15 protein-coding genes are annotated in these 23,762 nt (G+C 42.2%); 2 read left to right on the top strand and 13 right to left on the bottom strand.

The genetic code is table 11. The annotated features are described in order from the left end of the window. Positions 1–5: 5 nt before the first annotated feature. The 9 genes from AM608_RS05760 to AM608_RS05720 all read right to left on the bottom strand — a co-directional run bounded on the left by AM608_RS05760 (position 6) and on the right by AM608_RS05720 (position 17,311). Positions 6–1,394, bottom strand: coding sequence for an aromatic amino acid ammonia-lyase (locus AM608_RS05760; protein ID WP_053581058.1), 1,389 nt, complete (start codon positions 1,392–1,394; stop codon positions 6–8). Positions 1,395–1,486: 92 nt separating this feature from the next. Further along, the gene (lnt, locus tag AM608_RS05755; RefSeq protein WP_053581057.1) at positions 1,487–3,085 is read right to left on the bottom strand and encodes an apolipoprotein N-acyltransferase; all 1,599 of its coding nucleotides are present in this window, start codon (positions 3,083–3,085) and stop codon (positions 1,487–1,489) included. A gap of 176 nt (positions 3,086–3,261) precedes the next feature. Further along, complete coding sequence (locus tag AM608_RS05750; protein WP_172672748.1) at positions 3,262–5,466, bottom strand: glycoside hydrolase family 3 C-terminal domain-containing protein; 2,205 nt, start codon at positions 5,464–5,466, stop codon at positions 3,262–3,264. Between the two features lie 442 nt (positions 5,467–5,908). Beyond that, on the bottom strand, positions 5,909–6,640 hold the full coding sequence (locus AM608_RS05745; protein ID WP_053581839.1) for a GDSL-type esterase/lipase family protein: 732 nt from the start codon (positions 6,638–6,640) through the stop codon (positions 5,909–5,911). A gap of 88 nt (positions 6,641–6,728) precedes the next feature. Continuing rightward, positions 6,729–8,234 (bottom strand): glycoside hydrolase family 30 beta sandwich domain-containing protein, encoded by a 1,506-nt coding sequence (locus tag AM608_RS05740; protein WP_053581056.1) that lies wholly within the window; start codon positions 8,232–8,234, stop codon positions 6,729–6,731. Next, entirely contained in the window at positions 8,234–9,730 is a 1,497-nt protein-coding gene (locus AM608_RS05735) for a RagB/SusD family nutrient uptake outer membrane protein (protein ID WP_053581055.1), read from the bottom strand. Before AM608_RS05735 ends, AM608_RS05740 begins: the two co-directional genes overlap by 1 nt. Positions 9,731–9,825: 95 nt before the next feature. Beyond that, positions 9,826–12,795, bottom strand: a complete 2,970-nt coding sequence (locus tag AM608_RS05730; RefSeq protein WP_053581054.1) for a TonB-dependent receptor — start codon at positions 12,793–12,795, stop codon at positions 9,826–9,828. 162 nt (positions 12,796–12,957) lie between these two features. Continuing rightward, positions 12,958–14,589 (bottom strand): DUF6377 domain-containing protein, encoded by a 1,632-nt coding sequence (locus tag AM608_RS05725; RefSeq protein ID WP_053581053.1) that lies wholly within the window; start codon positions 14,587–14,589, stop codon positions 12,958–12,960. Positions 14,590–14,716: 127 nt separating this feature from the next. Beyond that, on the bottom strand, positions 14,717–17,311 hold the full coding sequence (locus AM608_RS05720) for a DNA gyrase/topoisomerase IV subunit A (protein ID WP_053581052.1): 2,595 nt from the start codon (positions 17,309–17,311) through the stop codon (positions 14,717–14,719). 184 nt (positions 17,312–17,495) lie between these two features. Between AM608_RS05720 and AM608_RS12710 the strand changes: the two genes are divergently transcribed. After that, positions 17,496–17,624 carry a hypothetical protein gene (locus tag AM608_RS12710; RefSeq protein ID WP_256379101.1) on the top strand — a complete coding sequence of 43 codons (129 nt, stop codon included), beginning with the start codon at positions 17,496–17,498 and terminating at the stop codon, positions 17,622–17,624. Positions 17,625–17,745: 121 nt separating this feature from the next. On the opposite strand, the gene AM608_RS05715 is transcribed toward AM608_RS12710, so the two are convergent. Then, positions 17,746–19,359, bottom strand: coding sequence for a sulfatase-like hydrolase/transferase (locus AM608_RS05715; RefSeq protein ID WP_053581051.1), 1,614 nt, complete (start codon positions 19,357–19,359; stop codon positions 17,746–17,748). A 62-nt stretch (positions 19,360–19,421) separates the two neighbouring features. Here AM608_RS05715 and AM608_RS05710 point away from each other — a divergent pair, with 62 nt between their 5' ends. Beyond that, positions 19,422–20,027: a superoxide dismutase gene (locus tag AM608_RS05710; protein WP_009422009.1), complete on the top strand. Its 606-nt coding sequence runs from the start codon at positions 19,422–19,424 to the stop codon at positions 20,025–20,027. A gap of 123 nt (positions 20,028–20,150) precedes the next feature. Here the strand turns inward: AM608_RS05710 and AM608_RS05705 are convergent, their stop codons facing one another. The 3 genes from AM608_RS05705 to AM608_RS05695 all read right to left on the bottom strand — a co-directional run bounded on the left by AM608_RS05705 (position 20,151) and on the right by AM608_RS05695 (position 23,592). Next, positions 20,151–21,785, bottom strand: a complete 1,635-nt coding sequence (locus AM608_RS05705; protein WP_053581050.1) for a S8 family peptidase — start codon at positions 21,783–21,785, stop codon at positions 20,151–20,153. Between the two features lie 112 nt (positions 21,786–21,897). Next, positions 21,898–23,256, bottom strand: a complete 1,359-nt coding sequence (locus tag AM608_RS05700) for a PspC domain-containing protein (RefSeq protein WP_053581049.1) — start codon at positions 23,254–23,256, stop codon at positions 21,898–21,900. Positions 23,257–23,259: 3 nt separating this feature from the next. After that, positions 23,260–23,592 carry a PadR family transcriptional regulator gene (locus AM608_RS05695; protein WP_002673691.1) on the bottom strand — a complete coding sequence of 111 codons (333 nt, stop codon included), beginning with the start codon at positions 23,590–23,592 and terminating at the stop codon, positions 23,260–23,262. Between the last annotated feature and the right edge of the window lie 170 nt (positions 23,593–23,762).

Raw genomic sequence — 23,762 nt, 5'->3', positions numbered from 1 at the left:
ATCAATTATTCATTGTTCATTTCAAAAAACCTTATTGTGTGCTCTATTTGCTTCTTGAGGGTAGTTACTTCCTCTTCTGCCATAAAAGAGAGATATTCCTTAAATAAAGCTGAATGATGCTCAAATTGTTTCTTTTTCCACAGTGAAGTAGCCAAAATGAGTTCAATAGCTAATATTTCTTCTATATTTTTCACTACTTGATCGCATTTAATAGCCGAACTACCACCCATTCCTTTAATGTCTATTGTTTTTTCAAATAAAATCGGACTCTCGATGCTCGCAGGAGTGGAAAGACGACGGTTTTCGTTCAATATTCCTTCAATAATTCGTTGAAAAATGGGGTAATCTATTTCAGTTTCTATCTCTTTACCGATATTAGAAAGCAGGTAGAACACGCGTCGCTCGCTGATATTGCCTAAGCTGGTGAGGGTAATCGCCAAAAAGTCCATTGCCAATGAGAGAGGCAGAGTATGTGAATTACCTCCGAAGATAACTTCTTGAGTTTCGGGGAAGAGAATAGGGTTATCGGTAACTGAGTTCATCTCGGTTTTAATTACCTTACGAATAGCCGCAATCGACTCTCGGACGGCTCCGTGTATTTGAGGGATAGAGCAAAAAGCTTCGGGCATAGACGAGAAGGCTTGTGGGTGCTCAGAGAGGACACTGTCTTTCAGAAGCATACGAAGGTGCTCGGCAGTTTCTACAAGTCCTTTGTGCGGACGTACCACTTGCATTGCTTCCGAGAATGCCGAGAGGTTACCTCCAAATACTTGTGTGGAAACCGATGCTACAAAATCAGCCCACTGAATAAGTTTGAGCGATTTGCTAAGGTTGTAGATGCCATAAGCGGTGGTGAGCTGGGTACCATTCAGCAGGGCATCGGCTTCGCGTCCTTCTGACGATAGAGGTTGCCAACCGTATTTGCCTTCTAACTCTTGAGCCGAATAGACTTTGTGCTGTATGCACACTTCGCCTTCACCAAACAGAGGCAAGGCAAGGTGTGCTAAGGCAATGCGTTCATCGGGGATATCTTTGGAATAAACTACAGGGAAGACCCCCTGATTATAAAAGTCAATGAGACGTTGTACCAAAGCTAATCGCACCCCACTATAGCCGTAGGAGAAGGATTGTATTTTTAGGAAAAGCATCAGCTTGACAATCTCGTTAGGAATGCGCTCTCCTATGCCACAAGCATAATGGCGCAAGAGTGACATAGAATCTACCGAAAGATTGTTCAGAGCTTTGGGGTCTTTTTGGAGATAATCACTGAGAAAACGGTGACAAGTTTCGATATTAATTACCGCTTCTTCTGAGAGTTTCAGTTGTGTATCGCCTTCTATAATAGCCGTTAGTTGCTCAAGCAGAAGGACTTCGTTTGAAATGTAGTGTTCCATACGATTTACTACTCGTTAGTTTTTTAGTCGTTAGAAAAGTGATGCAAATAGAGGTTATTCAACTTTACCAAAATTTTTAATTGCCCGTCGTGCTACGACCTTTTTTCACGTTTCCTCAATACCGCATACAAGAAAACAAAAAACGCCAAGAAATACGCAATGCGAGCGATGTAGTCGCCCATTTGAACGTAAAATGTGAGTTCGTCGTTTAAGGCGATGGTACCTTTCAAACTACCTCGGGTGCCGTAAGGAAGGGTTTTGAGTATATCTCCCCTACCATTGATAAAAGCCGAAACGCCTGTATTAGCACTGCGGGCTACGCTGCGACGGGTTTCAATCGCACGCAAGCGGGTGTAACTGAGTAGTTGTTTGTAACCCTGTGTATCGCGCCACCACGCATCGTTGGTAAGGATAGCCAAGAAGTTAGCCCCTTTCTTAATATAGCCCGTTACAAACTCACCATAGATAGTCTCATAACAAATGATAGGTGCTGCCTTGCCCTCGGTGTCTACTCCTGCAAAGGCAGTGCGTTCAGGCTGGGTAGTTTTCAGGGCTACCGTACCGCCAAGGTTGATAAGGGTTTCGCCTAAAATAGGTTTTAGCACCTGCTGATAAGGGAAATTTTCTACTGCTACCACCAGTTTGCTCTTGTGATACAATGGTACTTCGGCATTGCGATTGAGCAAGAAAGCCGAATTATAATCGTTGTACCAAAAACCATAGTCGGGCAAGTAGTTGCTTTGTGAGGTTGTCTGGGCTTTGTCTCTTACAAACTCAATCATAGAAGCTCCTGTTATCCAGTTTACATTAGGATAGTGACTGAGTAAAGTACGCAAAATAGATACTTCCCACGAAACAGGTAAATCTTGTAACTTAATATTCTCAGCAAAAACCGTTTCGGGAGTGATGATAAAATTCACTTGGTCGTCTATATTTTCAGCGGCAAGTTGTACCAAGAGTCTACCTACTTCTTGATTGGAAAGTGCGTATTTTTCTTGATAAGGATCAATATTAGGTTGTAAAACAATAGCATTGATTGTCTTTTTGCCTGCTTCGCTATAATTGATATACTGGAAATACGAAATCACCACAGGAATAGCAAAAAGGAGCATTGCCACCCCTACTTTTCGAGCAAATGCTTTACGGTTTTTAGTAGAAAGATAATTAGTTAAGCCTATAAAAAGTACGATATTCACAAGCCATACCCATAGTGAGCCCCCGAAGGTGCCCGTATATTCGTACCACTGTATCCACGTAACTTGTTCGGAAAAGACGTTGCCCAAATTGAGCCAAGGCCAAGAAACGTCCCACGTGAGGTGGAATTTCTCAAAAGAGAGCCATATCGCTACTAAGAAAACGAGCGACACTTTGCGGTTCATACGTTTCGCTACGATATGGTAGAGGAAGAAAGTGAGTGTCATCAAGAGAGTGTTTGCCAAAATAGCAAAAATTGCTCCTATTTGGGTAGAGTACCATATCCACCAGGTGGTAGGGATATTCCAAGTGAGAAAAGCCAAATAAGAGAGTGCAAACACCTTGCGTTTGGTATGTTGGTAATCACGCCTAATACGCGCTTCCATTAGTAAGAGAGGCACTAAGGCAATGAATATAAGGGCAGTAATGCCGTAAGTTACCCACGCACAAGCGAGTAAAGCCCCTGAAAGCAGGGCGAGGAGTATGTTTTTCTTCATTATAGACACTTAATAATGTGGCAAAGATAAAAAACAATTGCGAATGATAAATGATAAATGATGAAAAAATGTTGTCGCCAATCCAACTTTGGCAAAATGTCTCAAGCTCCTTTAAGCAAAAAAGCTTGAAGTCCACAAGACTTCAAGCTTTTTTCATATGAAAAGTAAAAAAAAAATTATTCTAAGGTGAAATCTACTGTGCTTTTAATGTCGCCTGAAGAGGTGCCTACTAAGGCTTTGAAGGTGCCTTTTTCGGCTACCCAAGCGTGTTGCTCAGGATTGAAGAAAGATAGGTCTTGCTTGGTGATGTGGAAAGTTATAGTTTTAGTCTCTCCTGCTTTCAAGAATACTTTCTCAAAACCTTTGAGTTCTTTGTACGGACGTAATACTGAGGCTTCTTCGTCATGCAAATAGAGTTGTACTACTTCAGCGCCATCGCGTTTGCCGGTATTCTGTACTGTTACTGAGAAGCTGATATCGCCGTTGGTGGTTTTCTTGTCGGCGGTGAGTTTGCCGTATTTGAAAGTAGTGTAAGAAAGTCCGTGACCGAAAGGGAATAGCGGTTTTACACCTTTGGTATCGGCGTAGCGGTAACCTACCAAAATGCCTTCGTTGTAGGTAACATCTTTGTCCCCAGGGTATTCGCCTAAGGCTACAGCTCCATTATCTTCCAAACGCACTGGGAAAGTGAAAGGCAATTTTCCTGAGGGGTTCACATCACCGAAGAGTACATCGGCGAGGGAGTTACCTGCTTCGGAGCCTAAATACCAATCTTGTACGATAGCCGGTACGCTTTTCACCCAAGGCATCGCCATTGCATTGCCGGAAATAAGCACTACTGCTAAGTTTTTATTGGCTTTTGCCAAAGCCTCAATCACGGCATCTTGTCCGTAAGGTAAGCCGTATTGTTTACGATCGTTCCCCTCACAATCCTGACCATCGTGTTTGTTAAGTCCGCCTATAAAGATGACTACATCAGCTTGTTTAGCGGTTTTAACAGCTTCGGCGAGGAGTTCTTGCGCAGGACGTTTGTCGGTAATGTCGTTGGCAGCAAGCCCGTCTTGGTCTTTGTAATCGTCACTGGCATAGCCACGTGCATAGAGCACTTTGGCAGTATTGCCCACACGATTTTTAATTCCGTCTAAGGGGAGTATCTCGTGAACAGCTTTCAGTGAGGAACTTCCTCCACCTACAGTCATCATTTTGATAGCATTTTCACCTATTACGGCTATGGTTTTCGCTTTTTTAACATCGATAGGGAGTACATTTTTATCGTTTTTGAGCAGTACGATACCTTCTTGTCCTATCTTGCGAGCTACAGCAAAGTGTTCTGGTGAGGCGAATGACCCAAAGGGTCGATTGGCTGCCATATTGGTGCGGAATATGAGTCGGAGGATATTGCGCACCTTTTCATTTACTACTTCTTCTTTTATTTCTCCTGATTTCAGTTTTTCGAGAAAAGGTTGTGCAAGGAAGTAATGGTCGTAAGTATTCGAGCGGTTTTCAGCCATTCCGTCAGTCCAAGTACCAAATTCCATATCCAATCCGTGGAGGGCAGCACCATCGGTGTTGTTCACTCCACCCCAATCGGATACTACGGCACCGTCGAAGCCCCATTCTTTGCGCAAGATGTCTTGCAATAGATATTGGTTTTGGCAAGCCCATTGGTCTTTGTATTTGTTATAAGACCCCATTATGCTCCACGCTTTTCCCTCTTGCACAGCGGCTTTAAAAGCGGGGAGGTAAATCTCATACAAGGCGCGGTCGTCTACCTTTACATTCACTGTATGGCGGTTGATTTCTTGATTGTTAAGTGCATAGTGCTTCACACAAGCGGAAACGCCATTGGCTTGCACGCCTTGTACATAAGGCACGACCATTTTGGAAGTCAAATAAGGGTCTTCACCCATATACTCGAAATTGCGACCGTTGAGAGGAGTGCGGTAGATGTTCACCCCAGGACCTAAGAGTACGTTTTTGTTGCGATAGCGGGCTTCTTCACCTATGGCTTTTCCGTAGGCTTTGCTGAGAGCGGGATTCCACGTGGCAGCAAGGCAAGTGAGAGCGGGGAAAGCGGTGCATTTATCATTTGTCCATCCTGCTTGATTCCACTCGTCCCAGAGTACTTCCGGGCGTATGCCGTGAGGACCATCGGTCATCCAGTTTTCGGGAATACCCAAGCGGGGCACGCCAGGGGCACTGAACTTAGATTGAGCGTGGCACATAGCTACTTTTTCCTCTAAGGTCATTCGCGAGAGGGCATCGTCTATACGTTTCTCAATGGGTTGCGAAGCGTCTAAATAAACAGGCGTTTGCTGGGCTGAGAGCGTACCTACGACACAGCAAAGCAGTAAAGTTTTTATATTTTTCATATTAGTCATTTTTAGTTGTTAGTGTTCTTAGAATTGAGCAAATAGAAATACTACCTCTTAATAAAACAAATTTCATTTTTTTTCAGAGATAATATTTTTGCGTTTTTTTCGTCAAAAACTAATTTTTAACATATTTTCTTCAGATTTTCATACCTCTTTTTAGCCAATTGATTTTCAGTTTAGTAACGCCTTATCTTCGGTTTAGCTTCGCCTTACCTTCGCCTTAGGTTCGCTTTAGGTTCGTCCAAAGTGGCTGAAAAGTAAAACATAAAAAGTAATGTAATAAAATGATTATTAGTATTTTAGTTATTTAAGGTGAAAAATGAGTACCTCCTAAAAAAGTTTGTCTTTTTCTTGTCCTTTTAGCATACTTTAACATTTTTTCAGCAATCTAAAATATTATACGTCTCACTCTTCATTTACAAATCTGTTAATCGGTTAACTTGCTAATCTATTCTCCTCTCACTTTTTTAATAAGAAGCGGTTTGAGAATGGCTGTCCAGAGCTTATAACCTTCGGCATTCATATGTAGGTTGTCTTCTTTAAAGATATCAGTGCGAAGATTACCCGCTTCATCGTACATTACTTTGGTAATATCTACATAAGTATAGCCTTGTGCGGAGGCGTTTTCCTCTAAAAGGGCGTTTACCAATAGCTGGTCTTTCAGCTGGTCGGCTTTGTGTTGTGAGGGTTTTAGCGATACTACAATCAGAGGCGTATTGGGGTAGTCTTTTTTGAGTTTGTCGATAAATATACGGAAAAGATCAAAGCACTTCACGGCATTTACACCTTCCTTATGATTGCCCAAATCGTTTTCCACGTATAGCAAAATGCTCTTAGGGGTATAGCCTTTGGCGATAGTGTTGTAATTGTAAATCATATCGCGCAAAGTAGCCCCTCCGTAGGAACGACGAATGAGTTTCAGTGGAGCGAAATCTTCATAGATAGTATCCCACAGATTGATAGATGAACTCCCCAGAAAGAGTACGTCGCAAGAGAGGTCTTTTAAGCGTTTATTCTCCTTTTGGTAGTTGGTAATATCCTTTTGATAACGGGTAATCCAAGAAGTTTCGTCGCGTTGTTCAAATGGAATAACGGTTTTGATAAGGGTTGTAGGGGTTGCGGTTTGCGCACTCGCAAAGGTTGTTACTAATAGGAATAACAACAGTAATATTCTTTTCATTTGCTTAATTAATTTATTGATGTTCAACTTTGCCAAAGTTATTATAGCCTCTCGTGCTACGAGCTTTGGCAAAGTTTACAATTTCTGTTTATATTTTAGGTATCAAAAAGGATACCACGCTGTTAGCGGGTGCTTCATAAGAGAAATAGTGCTTGCCGGTGTTTAGAGTCAGATAGGTTGCTTCTTTCTTTTTATTCAACAACACACAAGCCAAAGAGCCATCGGGGTTCTCGAATGCGGTACATTGCACGTTGTCGTCGGTGGTTTTCTCAACGCCTATACGGGTCGCTCCCTGCTTGATGACTGCCGAAAGATGACTTATCACATAGTAGTGTGAATTGCGTTGCATCGTCTTATAATCAGATGTTTGGATATCGACCGCACCAAAACAAGTTTTGCAACCGCCTTCACGATTGGGAGCTCCGTGCTCGTCTAGCATCAAATTCCATACAATCACCGCCTTGCAATGATTGTTGAGGGTTTTGATACCGAGCTCTTGCATATCTTCGGTGAGACGGCGTTCAAGATTGCGACCGTCATTCCAAGTACCTATGGAGCTTTCGGTGAAAATAAGTTCTTTATTGGGATATTGGTTATGAATGTTGCCCAATTCGTTAGGATTTCCCCCATAGTTATGGTAAGCAGCCCCCGCAACGTACTGAGAGGCATCGGCATCTTTATAGATATGCAAGGGGTATTGCTGTTGTGAAGGCTTATTATCGTAGTTGTAATTATGGTCGAAGAGGTAGATTTTAACCTCAGTGAAACCTTTGTCGCGCAGAGTTTTCCCTAAGGCGTTTTTGATAAAGGCGAGCTGCTCGTCCCATCCCATATACATAGAAGCCGAGTTGCCTCTGTTGAGAGGTTCGTTTTGTATAGTGATGGCTTTGACGTTCAATCCATTGTCTTTCATCGCTTGCAACCATTTGGCGAAATAGAGCGCATAATCCTGATAGTGGGCGGGGTTCAGCTGACCGCTTGTCCATTGGTTATGAGGTTGCAAATCGGTAAGGTTATTGACCTTCATCCAGCGCGGAGGTGTCCAAGGAGAGCCAATGATTTGCACTTTGGGGTTGATAGCGAGAATCTCTTTGAGTATAGGAATCACGTATTTTGTTTCCTCTTGCGTAAGGGCAAAGTTATCAATTCCTTTGGTATCGCAAAGAGTGTATTCACTTAGAGAGAAGTCGGAACAGCCGATGGATATACGCACAAAATTTTGTCCAAAGCCTTCGGTTTCGGAGAAGGTTTGAATGAGGAAATTTTTTCTATCGGCGGGGGACATCTGCATCAAGTTATAACAGGTAGAACCTGTAATGGCAGCCCCGAAACCATAGATAGTTTGGAATTTTTCAGCAGGTTTTAGGGTGATACTATAAGATGCGTTAGGGTTTTTGATGAGCTTTAGGTCGGTTTGCTCTTTGTAGAATTCTTTTTGGCGATTGGCTGTAGTCAGCAATACGCTCACTTTACCTACCGATGGCTCAACAACAGGGGGAGGAGTAGGTTCCTCCCCTGTGTTGGATTTTTTCTGGCAGCTGCAAGAAGCGATGCTCCAGAGTATTACAAGTAAAAAAGACGGGAATAATTTCATTAGTAACCAGGATTTTGGGTAAGTTTTTTATTGTTTTCTAATTCAGTTTGTGGGATAGGATAAAGCACTGTGTTCTCGTTGAGCGGGTAGGTTTGTTTTAGTCTACCAGTATCTCTTGCGTTGAGAGAGTTCATTGTTTCAATGGCTTTATCGTTACGCACCAAATCGAACCAACGGAAACCTTCAAATGCCAATTCAAGGCGACGTTCTTTGAGTACGACTGCTTTCATTTGTTCTTGTGAAAGAGAGGCGGAAATAGCAGCAAGTCCTACTCTTGCGCGTACTTGATTTACTAAGACAGCCGCCTGAGCGGTTTGACCTAAAGCGGCATAAGCTTCAGCTTTTAGCAAGAGGATATCGGCTAAACGCAGCTTGATGATACTACTGCCTCCTGAACGTATTTTGTACATAAAAGGATAGTGTTCAGAAGGGTAATAATTTTTCCAAGAAGGTTGCCCCCAAACGATAGCTTGATCTTTGCGCACGGTATCACCTTCGGCATCGAAAGCAGCTATGAGGTCGCGTGAAGGGGTTACCCATTTTGCCCAGTCGTAAGTGCTATTGGGGTTGGTGTAGTTTAAGCCGAAGAGCCCTGGTAACCAAGTTTGTCCGCCTTGAGAGTAGGTAATCTCGAAGATAGACTCGGCAGAGTTACGCACTTTTACATCGGTTTTAGCATCGTTGATTTGAAATAAATCGGCGTAATTAGGCAAGAGAGTAAAACCATCGGCTTCTACGGCTGCGCAATACTGAATGGTTTTGTTGTAGTCGCGTATGGGTTTTTCGGCATATACGTGAGCTAAGAGTGCATTGGCAACCGCGCGACTAAAGAAGAACTTATCGTTAGCCTTCACAGCAGGAGCATCGACGAGAGCCTCCTCAAGGTTGGTGCGAATGATGTTGTACACCTCGGCAACTGAAGTGCGTTCAGGAAAGAGCAATTTGTAGGTTTCTTCTACATTTTCAGATGATATTTCAGGGACTTCGATAGGAGGAATAGGGACTGCTCCCCAAAAGCGTACCATATCGAATAAAAGCCACGCTTTGAGTATTTTAGCTTCGGCTTTCCACTGTTTGCGTTCAGTTGTTGTAAGCGAGGCATCGGGCACTTTATCTACATTGGCAATCACTACATTAGCTAAGTTGATACCTTCTAAGTATTTTTGCCAATCACGTTTGATATTTCCGTTAGATGCATCTTGGCTGTTCTGTTCTATAGAAGTAATCTCGACGCCAGAAGTACCTGCATAAGCGTTATCGGCACGAGTTTCGGTATTTTGGAGGAAGTCTAACGTCCAGAACTCTTGCGCGCTACCTCGTACGAAAGCATAGATAGCCTCGTAGCGGGTTTGCATTTGTGCTTTGGTTTCTATGGCAGAAGAGCTTTTGCCCTCGGCAGTTGTGTTTTTCTCGTTGAACTCCGAAATAGGGTCTTTATCTAAACTGCACGCCGTTAGTGCTACTAACGAGAGTGCAAGGTATATATATCTTTTCATTTTTGTATAGTTTTATTAGCCCCCGAACCCCCGAAGGGGGACAATCCGCAAAGGCGAACTATTAGGGTAAGTTATTAATAAATGAAAGTTTCTTCTTAAAAATCAATATTTAAGCCAAAGATAAAAGTTTTGGTTTGAGGATAAGTACCCCAATCGATACCCATCGTAGGACCTGAAAGCCCTTGGTTTACTTCGGGGTCAAATCCTTTGTAGTTAGTGAGTGTCCAAAGGTTTTGAGCTGTGAAATAAGGTTGTATCTTGCGAATACCATATCTCAACAATTCCTCATTGGAAAGGTTATAAGCCAGAGTAAGCGTTTTGAGACGCAAATACGAACCATCTTCTACCCATCGCGAAGAGGCTTTGATGTTATCGGTACTTCTTACAGCACGAGGAATGTCGGTAATGTCACCAGGTTTTCTCCAACGGTTGAGTACCGCTGTTGATTGGTTTTTACCATCGTACATACCTTCAGTTTCTATACGAGAAGCGTTGTAGATATCATTACCATAAGAACCTTGGAAGAAAACACTCAAAGAAAAGTTCTTATAAGTGAAGTCATTGGTAAGCCCAAAGGTGAAATCGGGGTTAGGGTCGCCTATATAAGTTTTATCGGACACTGAGATTTTACCATCACCATTAAGGTCTTTGTATTTGATATTACCTGTTTGAGGGTCTACTCCTTCACTTATAAATCCCCAGAACTTGCCTAAAGGCTGCCCTTCGGTAATACGCACGACTTGTTCAGTAATAGCTTCGGAAGTGCTGGCGTAGTAATACACTTTTTGAAGGGTAAGTTTAGTTAGCTCATTGCGGTTGAACGAGATATTGAAGTTTGTATTCCATTCAAAATTACCTGTAAGGTTACGGCTATCCACAGAGAACTCTAACCCTTTATTGGTCATTTCGCCCTCATTGCGATAGATAGAAGGTACTGGTGAAGTAGCAGGAAGAGGCACATCCATTAGCAAATCGGTAGTCTTTTTAAGGTAAGCGTCTACCGCTAAAGAGATACGGTTTTTGAAAAGTGAAAGGTCGAGCCCTATATTGCTTTGAGTGGTGGTTTCCCAAGTGAGGTTAGGGTTAGAGAATGAATTAGGGCGCAAAGTTACCATTGCATCACCTTTGCCTGCCTCCCACCAGTTTTGACGAGTGATAGAAAAGCGTTGTAAGTAGCCATAATCGGATATACCAGCTTGGTTACCTGTTTGTCCCCAGCCACCGCGCAATTTGAGTTCGCTAAGCCATTCTACATTCTTCAAGAAGTTTTCTTGTGAGATACGCCAACCGACGGATACAGAAGGGAAGTACCCCCAGCGTTTTCCAGGTGCTAATTTTGAAGAACCATCGGCGCGGAAATTAGCTGTGAGAAGGTATTTGCTATCGTAGTTATAAGAAATACGACCTAAATACGACATAATCGCCCATTCGGCAGCACTTGATCCACTACCTTGTTCTATTTTATTGGCAGCGTTGAGGGTTTTGATGTCGGGTGTAAGGAAGTGAGAGGCATACAAATAGCTTTCGTTCCATTTAGATACCGTTCCTGAAGTACCTGCCAAAGCAGAAAGGTTGTGCTTGCCGAAACTCTTATCGAAGGTAAGCAAATTGTCGTAAGTTATCACGGTGTTGTTAGTACGAATATCGTCGGCAGTACCGAAGATCTTACGTCCATATTCGGTGAGTTTAGGGTCAGTCCAATGAGTTTGAGTGCGTCCTAAACGGTCGATACCTACTGTAGATTTGAACTTCAAGCTCGGCAAGAAAGTTACGATAGCCGATACGCTTCCTACCAAGCGATTGCTCTTAGAGGTATTGTCGGCATTACGAGAGATATTCTCTACAGGGTGAGTGAGGTTTGCTCCATAGAAATTGTAGTAATACCAACCTTCTTCACCGGGTTTATCGCTCCATATAGGGGCGTATTTAGGAGTATTGATTACCGAAAGCACTACCCCTGCACGGTTAGAACCTGTACCGGTAATAATACCATTAGACGAGTAATCGGAATAGGATAGATTGGTTTCAAAAGTGAGCCATTTGCGCATTTTGGTTTCTAAGTTGAGGCGCACATTATAACGCTCGAAGAAAGAAGAGCGAATAACCCCTTCATCTTTAGAGTTCCCTGCTGAAATGTAATACTTGGTATTTTCAGTTGCATTTGAGAAAGAAAGCTGTGTATTGCGGATAATACTCTTGCGGAAGGTCTCGTCGAACCAATCGGTTTTGTCGGTAAGACCTGAAGGAAGAGTAACAGCACCTGTTTCGTCCATCAGTTCCTTGTATTGAGCCGTATTTAAGGATTCTATGCGTTTGGCTACTTGCGAGATACCCACATAAGTATTAACAGATACTTTAGGCTCGTTACGTTTTCCGTGTTTGGTAGTGATAAGCACTACGCCATTAGCAGCACGTGAACCGTAGATAGCTGCTGAGGAAGCGTCTTTAAGTACTTGCATACTCTCAATATCGGTAGGGGCAATCCCACTGATGTCTTGCACAGGGATACCATCTACCACATATAGAGGGTCGTTAGAAGCGCTGATAGAGGTATTCCCGCGAATGCGCACTGCCAAGCCTGCGCCTGGAGCACCACTAGGTTGCACTACTTGGATACCCGCAGCACGCCCTTGAATGGCTTGTGCAGCTGAGGTTACAGGACGTTGGTCGAGGTCTTGGGTCTTTACTGAGGTGATTGCCGTGGTTACATCACCACGTTTTTGAGTACCATAACCCACTACTACTATCTCATCGAGGTCTTGGGCAACTTCAGAAAGTTTGACATTGAGCTGTTCACCTGTTACTTTTAAAACGAGGGTTTTGTAGCCTACAGAAGAAAACTCTAAAACAGCTCCTCGAGCTACGTCAGTAAGTGTATACTTACCGTCGAAATCAGTAGCTACGCCTTTGGTAGTACCTTTTATTACTACAGAAACACCAGGAAGAGGTGTTCCTTTGTCATCGGTTACGGTACCTGTTACTCTGCTGTATTGTGCTTGGGCAAAACCTACAAAGCCTACTAACAGTACCATCATTAGCATTAAATGTTCTTTGAGTACTTTCATAAAATAAAAACATTACGTTTGTTTAGTTGCTCCAAAAGTACAGCAAAAAAACACTTGTGTGCAATCGGGTATTAGAAAAGTACTGCTTTCAAAAAATATCCAATTGAATATTAGCTAATTGAATTGTGAAAAAAGCTTAAAAAAGTACTGAAATTTCACCTATTAATTACGTATTTTCTTCACTTTTTCTTCGAAAGTATCGCGTTCTCCTTTCGCTTTATTCCGTACTTTGGTGCGATAGTTGTACACTGTGCGAAGAGAATAGCGCAAGAATTCGGCTATCTTATTACTATCGGTGATGCCTAAACGAATAAGGGCAAAGATACGCAATTCGGTATTGAGTAGTTCGCCTTTTTTAGGGAAGATTTGTTCGCCTTCTTCTAAAAGAGCGTTGAAGTGGGTTACAAAATGTGGATATATATTGAGGAAGATAGTATCAAAATTCTTGTAGAGAGCCTCTAATTCTTGTTCTACTACGGAGGTAGATTTTAGCACCTTGGTAAGGTCGTCAAACTGATGTTTAGAAGCCTTTTTGTAGAGTAGTTTTCGGTAGTTTTCAATCTTATCGATATACGCTGAACAGAGGTTGAAGAAATGAGCAATATATTCTTCTTTAATAAGATTTGCCTCCTCGAGGTTAAAGTTTGCCTCTTCGAGGTTTTGGTTCATCTGTTGTAGGTCAGTATTGAGTTTTTCAAGTTGCTGATTACTGTAAGAGAGTTCTTTACGTATCTTTATCAATCGCTTTACTTGTTTGTACACATATACCAAAGCGATAATCAGGGCTACTGATAACACACTGATGAGTACCAAATACAATTGTAATTCTTTCTTTTGTTTGGCTTCTTTCTCTTGATAGGCGGTGTTGATGATGGAATAGAAAGAGGCACCTTCTTCGGCGCGGTGTCGCACATTGCAGAAGGCAGCATCATCGATAGCCATTTTGATAAACTGATAGGCTTTGCTTATATTCCCTCGTTTGTAGTAAGTAAGCGCTAAGCTCTGCAAGGAAGCGTTATCTTTGATTGCATTTTTGATGTCGGCGATAGCAGAAAGGGCAAAATAGTATTCTTGAAGGTTGTCATTTCCTTTTTCTCGTTCTACAAGTCCTAAATAATAAGCTATTATAGCACGTTCAGGTTCCTCTTCGGTAGTTTGAGGCAATAGTTGCTGAAACTGTTGCATAGCGCGGTTTTTGTCTCCTGTAAAGAACTCATCAATAGCACTGTTTACCTTAAAAGTAAGCGACTGTTTGTCTATGCACAATAATAAGGAATCACGGTAGCGGTTGGAGGCACTTAAATAAGCACTATTATTGATACTTTGCCCATAATGACTGCACAAGGCATAACACGAATCGTAATATTCACACAGTGATTTCTTGGGTAATCGGTGTTTATCGATAGCTTTTAGCAGTTGCAACGCTTCTACGTACATTCCTTTTACCGAGTAGAGTTTAGAGAGTAGGATATGGGTTTCGTCTTCCTTTTCAGCATCGTTTAAAGCTATTGCTATTTGTTCGTTTTTCAGCAAATAGGCTACTGCCGAATCGACCTTAAATTTTCGGTATTCGGTATACAATTGTTTGTGCAGGTCGTATTTTTCTGTTGGTTGAGAGGCTTTTTTAAGAGCCTTTTTCAAGGAAGTAATACGCTGTTCTTTGGCTTGTATATAAGTGGCACTCTGCTCAATGGTTTGGTTGAGCCGGTGGAGCACATCCTCTTTACTCTCTTGTGCCACGGCTGCATCCCTTCCCAACAACAATATGATAAAGAGTGTAATATAGTTTTTCATAAGGTTTGTTTTTTAAAACTTTGGACATACTGCTCAATCAACTTGCCAAAGGTCGTAGCACGACGAGCAATTAAAAACTTTAGCAAAGTGTAGCGACGCAAAAGCGACTTAATTATTCATCGTTATCTCAGAATTCTAATTCTGTTTGGGTGCCGTCGCTCTCATTTTCAGAGGGAGGAGGGACAATTTCTTCATCGCCGAGGTCTTCTACGGGTTCCTCTTCTTGCGGTTCTTCGTAGGGGAGAGATTCAAGGGTGTTGATAGTTTTCACCTTGTCGGTGGTGAGCTGGTTGCCCAAGGCTTTGATGCCTTTTACACTGATGAACTCTTCTAAATTCACAATGAGGTTCTCTTTCTCCTTTCCTTTCTCTTTAGTAAAAACTACCTCAGCCATAGGTCGCCAATCGGCAGAGACAAAGAGCAATTGCGATTTAGGATGTTCGGTAATGACTAACTCTTCGCGATTTTCGTTCTCTACCACAAAGCGTTTTACAAACACGCGTTCTTTCTCGCCATCGTAGTAAATTACCGAAATAGGTTTCTCGGGCACCCATTTCTCCATTACGGCGATATTGTTCTCGAAATGCAGACTCAATTCAGGGATAATGGTCTTCACGACGCCCTCTTTGGTGATGAGGAGCATACGGTCATCGCCTTTGAAAGCGCCGAGTAGCGTGCCACGTTCTTCGGTGTTGAGGCGTTTTACAATATCGTCGAACCATATCTTGCGCGGTTTGAGGGTTGATACGCCTTTTTCTTTTAGCTCGATGCGCTTGATAGCGTATTTGCTCACGAGGTTTCCTTTCACGCCACGCCCTTTGATGAGGGTATCGGCAAAATCAATATCCCATCGCAGTTTGCGCAAAGTGCCTAACTGACGTAAGTTCACGGTTACCACTTCGGCCTCACCATTAGGGTTGGCTGTAAAATAGAGTACACGCGACTCTTTGTGTTGAGGAATGAGCTCGTATTTCTTATCGCGGGTAATACCCGTAACGTTGAAACGCTTGATATAGGAGAAGCCCGTTTGTCCGTCCTTATAAATCATATTATACACGGTGCGCTTATCGTCTTTCTTAAAGACCGCTACGTGTATGATGTTTTTCTCTATATATTGTTTATCGGATACTTTGGTAACGTACATCGCACCGCTTTCGGTAAATACAATCACATCGTCGATATCACTGCAATCACCTACATACTCGTCTTTGCGCAAGCCTGTACCCACAAAACCTTCTGCTCTGTTCACATAGAGTTTGGTATTGCGCACCACTACTTTGGTCGCCTCAATGGTGTCGAATACGCGCATTTCGGTTTTCCGTTCGCGCCCCTTACCATAAGTCTTTTTAAGGCGTTCGAAATGGGAAATCGCATAGTCGATAAGGTTTGCGAGGTGGTTTTTCACTTCCTCGATATCGGCTTCAATTTTGAGGATATTTTCATCAGCCTTATAAGAGTCGAAGCGGGTGATGCGAATCATTGGTATTTGGGTGAGTTTAGCCAAATCGTCATCGGTAATCTCACGGATCAAATCTTTTTTGAAAGGTTCAAAACGCTGGTACAAGTACTCGTACAAACTTTCTCTATCGGTGTATTTCTTGAAGTCGATATACATCTCTTCTCTGATGAAAATCTTTTCGAGCGAGGCACTGTGCCATTGCATTTCGAGTTCAGAAAGTTCAATTTCGAGCTCTTGTTTGAGCAGACTTACTGTGCGGTCGGTACTGCGACGCAACACTTCTGAAACGGTGAGAAAATGCGGTTTGTTGTCCTCAATCACACAAGTAATGGGCGAAATAGCCGTTTCGCAGGCAGTGAAGGCGTAGAGTGCATCGATAGTCTTATCGGGCGACGTGCCGTTGGGCAAGTGCACCAATATCTCTACATTGGCAGCTGTGTTATCGTCTACCTTTTTGATTTTTATCTTGCCTTTTTCGTTGGCTTTCAGTATAGAGTCGATGAGCGAGGTAGTGGTGGTAGTAAACGGAATTTCGGTGATGCAAAGCGTACTCTTGTCGAGTTGTGAAATCTTAGCACGCACCCGCACGCGTCCGCCTCTTGCCCCATCGTTATAGCCACTTACGTCCATAATACCCGCAGTAGGGAAATCGGGGTATAACTCAAAAGGTTTATTTTTGAGGTAAGCAATGGAAGCCTCGATAAGCTCGATGAAGTTGTGAGGTAATATTTTGGTAGAAAGCCCCACGGCTATCCCCTCGGTACCTTGTGCCAAGAGGAGCGGGAACTTCACTGGCAAGCTGATAGGCTCCTTTTTACGACCATCATAGCTAGATTGCCATTCGGTTACCTTAGGGCTAAAAACCACATCGAGGGCGAATTTAGAAAGGCGTGCCTCGATATAACGAGGAGCTGCCGCATCGTCGCCTGTGAGGATATTTCCCCAGTTACCTTGCGTATCGATGAGCAAGTCCTTCTGACCGATTTGTACAATAGCATCGCCTATACTCGCATCGCCGTGAGGGTGATACTGCATTGTATTCCCCACGACGTTAGCCACCTTGTTGTAGCGACCATCGTCTAATTCTTTAAGCGAGTGCATAATACGGCGTTGTACGGGCTTAAAGCCATCTTCGATTGCTGGTACAGCGCGTTCGAGGATTACGTACGAAGCATAATCCAAGAACCAATCTTGGTACATACCTGTGACTTTAATGATGCTATCTCCTTGTGGAGTAGTGTTTTGAGGTGTATTGTCTTCCATCGGAACAGATGTTGTTTAAAGTGCAAAAATAGAAAATAATTGGCAAATGACAAAAAATGGGATTTATGTAAAAAGTAAAAGAAAGAGATGACGAATGATGAATGACGAATGACGAAGGTAATGCGAAGGGGATTTCAACTTTGGCAAAGTATGTAGCGACGGAAAGGCGAAGGTAAGGCGAACGATGAGTGGGTCTACAGTGGGTCTACAGTGGGTCTACAGTGGGTCTACAGTGGCTCTACAGTGGGTCTACAGTGGCTCTACAATGACTAAAGAACGAACAAAAGATGGAGCGAGCTACACGGGCAGATGAAGAATAAACGAAAGAAAAGCGGAAATAGAAGGGAGAATAGGAGAAAAAGTATTGATATTACATCGCTCCAAAAAAGGTAGATACTTTTTTGGAGCGAATTTTATTATTGATTGTTAAAGCGCTATTTTCTGTTTTTAATATTGTCGAGCGTTGTTTTGAGTCTGGTGAGCTCTTCGGGATGGTCTTTTGCTACATTGTAGAGCTCCATTATGTCTTCTTTAAGGTCGTACAATCGGGGCTCAGGATAGTTGCCCAGATGTGTGCGAGTGAGGGGTTGATAAGAGGGGTTATCGCTGGGGACTACATATTTCCAACGACCATCGGTGATGGAGAGCGCTCCCCCAGAGGCTATTACATAAGGGCGACCTTTCTTGTCCTTGCCTAAGAAGGCTTTGAGGTAATCTTCGCTATCGGTGGCTGCTCCTGCGGGTATCTCAGTACCAATAAATTTACTCAAAGAGGCAAAGAGGTCGATATGTGAAAGCAAAGCGTCGGAAGTACCTTTTTTCACTATCTTAGGATAGCGTACGATAAAGGGCACACACGTACCCGCTTCGTAATTGCTGTACTTGCCTCCGTGGTTGTGAAAAGCTCCCCACGGACGATGTCTGCCTAAGAGCTCTTCGGCTTGATCTTGATAACCATCGTCTATCACAGGACCGTTGTCGCTGGTGATAATGATGAGCGTATTATCGTATAGCTTATTAGCTTTGAGGGCTTTTACGATTTCACCCACTGTCCAGTCGAATTGGAGAATTGCATCACCGCGGTAACCCATACCACTTTTGCCTACAAAACGCGGATTGGGGTAGCGAGGTACGTGTATATCATTAGTACCCACATAGAGAAAGAAAGGTTGTGATTTGTGATTTTCGATGTATTTTACCGTTTTAGCTACAATGGTATCGGCGAGATGTTCGTCTGTCCAGAGTGCTTTGCCACCCCCTTTCATATAGCCGATACGCGAAATGCCGTTCACTATGGCTTGGTCGTGACCGTGGTGTAAGGAAGGTTTGAGCTTAGTGAGCAGTTCGGGGTTGTTCTTACCCGTAGGTTCACCTTCAAAAGGCAGGCTATAACTCACTTCGATGGGTGCTGAGGGGTCGTAATTGGCTACGCGTTGGTTTTCTATCCACACGCAAGGTACACGGTCGGCTGTGGCAGCCATTAGGCAGGAATATTCGAAGCCTATATCGGAAGGTCCAGGGGTGATAAAGCCGTTCCAATCCTGTTTACCGCGTTCGCCTCCTAAGCCTAAGTGCCATTTGCCAATAGCGCCAGTAGTATAGCCTGCTGCTTTGAACACATCGGCAATGGTGGTTTGCTCAGGACGAATGACCATAGCAGCATCACCAGGAGCAATACCAGTGTCATTGCGTCGCCAATTGTACAAGCCCGTGAAGAGTGAATAGCGCGAAGGTGTGCAAGTGGCAGCGGTGGAATGTACGTTCGTAAAGACCATTCCTTGTTTGGCGAGTGAGGCTACCTGCGGGGTATGAATTGTCTTTTCGCCGTAGCAACTTAGGTCGCCATAGCCTAAATCATCGGCTACAATGATGAGGACGTTAGGTTTTTGAGCATAAGTAGCGAAAATAAAGCTATAAAGGAGAAAAAAGATACAATGTTTCATAATTATAGGGTAGTGGGTTTTTGTAAAAGAAAAATACCCTGCAAAGGTATGAAAATAATTATACTTTCCAAATATAATTATACCTATATAAGGAAAATCTATCATTAAAGTATCTCAACCAATTAACTTTTATAGTACTTTTGCTAAAAATTTAAAAAGAAAATACTATGTTTACATTACCTAAATTACCGTATGCTTACAATGCGCTTGAACCTTACATCGATGCGCGTACAATGGAAATACACTATACTAAGCACCACAACGCTTATACCACGAACCTGAATACGGCTTTGGCTCCAGCAGGGGTAGAAGGCAAAACTATTGAGGAAATTCTTACCTCACTTGATATGAACAATGCTGCTCTTCGCAATAACGCTGGCGGTTTTTACAATCACAATCTTTTTTGGGAAGTGATGAGCCCTAATGGCGGAGGTAAACCTACGGGAGAATTGGCTAAGGCAATTGAAGAGGCTTTTGGAAGTTTTGAAGCCTTTAAAGAAGTTTTTAGCAAGGCTGCGGCTACTCGTTTTGGCTCTGGTTGGGCGTGGCTTTGTGTACACAAAGGAGGTAAGCTTGAGATTTGCTCTACTGCAAACCAAGATAACCCGCTAATGCCTAACACTGGTTGCGGTGGTTTTCCTATCTTGGGATTAGATGTGTGGGAACACGCTTATTACTTGCACTATCAGAACCGTCGTCCTGATTATATTGAGGCGTTTTTTAACGTGATTAATTGGGCGAAAGTTGCAGAACTTTACAACGCTCATAAATAAGTCGTAGCAGTCGTAGCACGACAGGCATTTAAAATGCTAACGACTTATATTGAATAACAAGCAAATATGAAAAAAGCCGTGTGAGAATTTCTCATACGGCTTTTCATTGTATTATATAAATTTCTATTTGCTAAGTTTTGTTTTAGTAATTTTAGCGGCTAAGATTACTGCATTTTTAGCATTTACAATAGTACCTGTAGTAGAAAGATCGGCGAAGTTCATTTCTTTGCGTTTTTTACCTTCATCATCATCTTCACCTACGAGTACTTTCATATCTACTTTTACACCAGACTCCATAATGATTTTCTTCACTTCGGCTGCACTGAGACTTGGGAAGTAAGAGCGCAACAAGGCTGCAACTCCCGCAACTTCGGGAGAAGCCATTGAGGTTCCTTGCAAAAACTCGTATTTATTCTCAGGAGTGGTAGAATAAATTTTTACCCCAGGGGCAAATACATCGACATTACGTTTACCATAGTTTGAGAAAGAAGCTACTAAATTCTTGTTATATTCATAGTTCAAAGCCCCTACGGTAAGGAAGTTATCGGAGATTTCTTTCTTGTTTACTTCGTCGTTAGGATAAGTATCTTTCACGTCGATATCTTGAGAGTCGTTACCCGCAGCGTTTACGATAAGAACATCTTTAGAAGCTGCGTATTTGATAGCGTCATACACCCATTCTTTGTGAGGAGAAAAAGCTTTACCAAAGCTGGTGTTTATCACTTTGGCTCCGTTATCTACTGCATAGCGCAAAGCAAGAGCGACATCTTTGTCGTACTCATCACCATCGGGGACAGCGCGTACTGCCATAATGAGTACATTATCGGCAACCCCATTCATACCGATTCCGTTATTGCGTTCAGCACCAATGATACCTGCCACGTGTGTGCCGTGTAAGGCATCTTTGATATTGGGACCTATTACGTTATTATTGCCGTAATACTTTTTGGTAAAGTCGTTTTCATTATCTTTTAAGATAGTTTTACGAGGTGAAAAATCGGGGTTGAGGTGATATTTCAGTTTTGTATCGAAATACTCAATAGCGTCGTTGAGTTCTTTTTTGATATCACCAGAATTAGAGACATCTGCTAATAGCTGTTTCATAAACTGAATCATCTCGGTAGTGGGAGCATCGAAAGTTTTGCCTTTGGTAGCAGCATCGATGTCTTTGGCGGTATACACTTCTTTACCTGTGATTTTACGCAAGTTGTTATCGGCAAATTCAGTTATTTGGATAAGTTGCTCATAATAGCCTTTGCGTTTTTTAGTTTCGGCAGTTTCTTTATCGAATTCTTTTTTAGCATTGGCATAATCAGGATTTTTCTTATCCTTAGTTTTGTAAATACGAGTCATCTCGGTATTTTCTTGCGCTATATTACCGAGGAAGTTCCAGCCGTGTACGTCGTCTACATAACCGTTTTTGTCGTCGTCAATTCCGTTGTCAGGAATTTCTTTAGTGTTTACCCACACTACGTTTTTAAGGTCTTCGTGGTTGATATCCACACCAGAATCTACCACTCCTACGATTACTTTTTTAGGGGTAAGACCTTTGAGTAGGGCATAGGCTTCTTGCAAGTTCAGTCCAGGGAAGTTTTGTTTAAAACCTTCGTGAGGCCAACCTTTGAGGGTAGCATCATTGTAAGTTTTCTGAGCTAAAGGTGTTGTGGGAGCTTTGTCCATATCGGCACTAACTTTAGTAGCCCGACAGCCCACAAATAGGAAAGTTGCTAAGGCAACCCAGATAAATGATTTTTTCATTCTATTAGTTAATTACGTATTTAAATTCTATAGATTTTCATCTTATAACGAAAACCGTGCAAAAGTACGAAATAATTGCGAATTACAAATTACGAATGACAAAAAAATTACATTAATCTCTTTTTACTTCCTTACCTTTGGGTACAAATAGAGTGATTTGCAGGCGTTGTGCGCGATAGAAATCTCCTTTTGCTATTTGATAGGTTTCAGGGATAGTGATTTGGTTATCTTTCACTTGTAAGGTATAATGGATATTTTTAGTATATTGTTCGGCTTGACCTATGTTCCTGCCTCTTGAATGGGTAGAGACTTCAATATAGGGCTGTGCGTCTTCGGGTAATTCATTAACATTGAAATTACAATCGGCAACCACAAGGCTATCGTTTTTGATACCCATAAGACTCGTTTTGTGAGTATAGTTACGGTGTACTACCAAAGTATCGGAAGTGGTAACAACGGGTATTTTTTCTTGTATAACGGTTTCGGAGGTAAAGTCTCTTAAAACAGTTCCTAAGACTGTGAAACCTCCTATGATACCTATGGTTAAGCTCAGCACATTGAACACTATCCAGCTTTTTGGGGTATGAAAATCCTTTACAAAAAGTTTGAAGCAAAGCAGTAAAATCACTGAAACAGGAAACAAGAGCAATAATACTGCTGAAAGGTACAACAAAGAGTGTTGCCAAGTTGCCGTCACTATAAAGGGAAGAAAATCGTTAAGGGCAAGAAGACTAATGCTTCCGAATACGGTTATGCCAAATAAGGAGAGCACTACGGCTATTAAGGATATAAGCAATGGCAATAGTAATAGAATTGCGATAAAGTAGAGTATTACTTTCAGTAAGATAGGGAAGCCATTCCTTTGAGGTTTTAGGGTTTCTTTGCCCGTAAAAGAGAAGTTGGAAAGGGTATCGATGGTTACGGCTTCACCTTTCATTTCTAACTTTTGAGCGACTGTGCGTGCGGGGGGTACCACAGCCCAAAACGCAATATACAAAAGCAACAGAGCAGAGGTAAAAAAGTGAAGAATGAAGATATTCACCAGTAAGACTAATAGAAAGAAGATGCGTACCCAAGTAACGTCGTATTGAAGGTAATGAGCTATGCCTGAGAGTACACCACCGATTTTCTTATCATCGATATCGCGGTATAGCTTTCGTCCTTTTAAAGAAGAAAAGGTAAATTTGGTTTCAGCAGAAGAGGTTTCTTCACCCTCGACGTATTGTTCGGGGCGACCTAATACTTCTATAAGATATTGCACGTCTTGACCGATTACTACTTCGCGCTCTTTAAGACGAACTTTGAGTAGTTCAGCCATACGTTGCTCTACATCGTAGAGAATTTCTTCTCTATCGGTATTTTGGTTCAAATGATTACGCACCTCATTGAGATAGTTATTGAGGGCATTGTAGGCGGTTTCTTCGATGATAAAAGAAAAACCACCCAAACTGATGTTTTTTATTTTGTCCATAATTTAAATAATTTTATCAATCATTGTTTGTAAATCACGCCAGGCTTTTACGGTTTCGTTTAGGAAGCGTCTGCCTGATTCGGTTAGGATGTAGTATTTACGAGGAGGACCTGAAGTAGATTCTTTCCATTGATAGGTAAGTAGCCCGCTGTTTTTCAATCGGGTAAGCAAAGGGTATAACGTTCCTTCAACCACTATCATATCGGCTGTTTTGAGCGCCTCAATCAGGTCGGAAACGTAAGCTTCTTTGTTTTTGTCAATAATGGAAAGAATACACATTTCTAAGATGCCTTTGCGCATTTGTGTTCTTGTTTTTTCGACATTAAATTCTTCCATAGTTTTGATGTTTTTAAATTCGGGGCAAAGATACGACAAAAATAAGTATTATGCAATACATAGTACCAGAAATAATCAATATTTTTGTAATAGAATTACTTAAGTCACTGATTTATTGATAGAAAGAAAAGGTAAGAAAAAGATATATTTTTTTGGTGGTAGAGATGTAT

The sequence above is a fragment of the Capnocytophaga sp. oral taxon 323 genome (assembly GCF_001278825.1).
Classification (GTDB): Bacteria; Bacteroidota; Bacteroidia; order Flavobacteriales; family Flavobacteriaceae; genus Capnocytophaga; species Capnocytophaga ochracea.
This window is presented reverse-complemented; position numbering and strand designations above follow the sequence as displayed.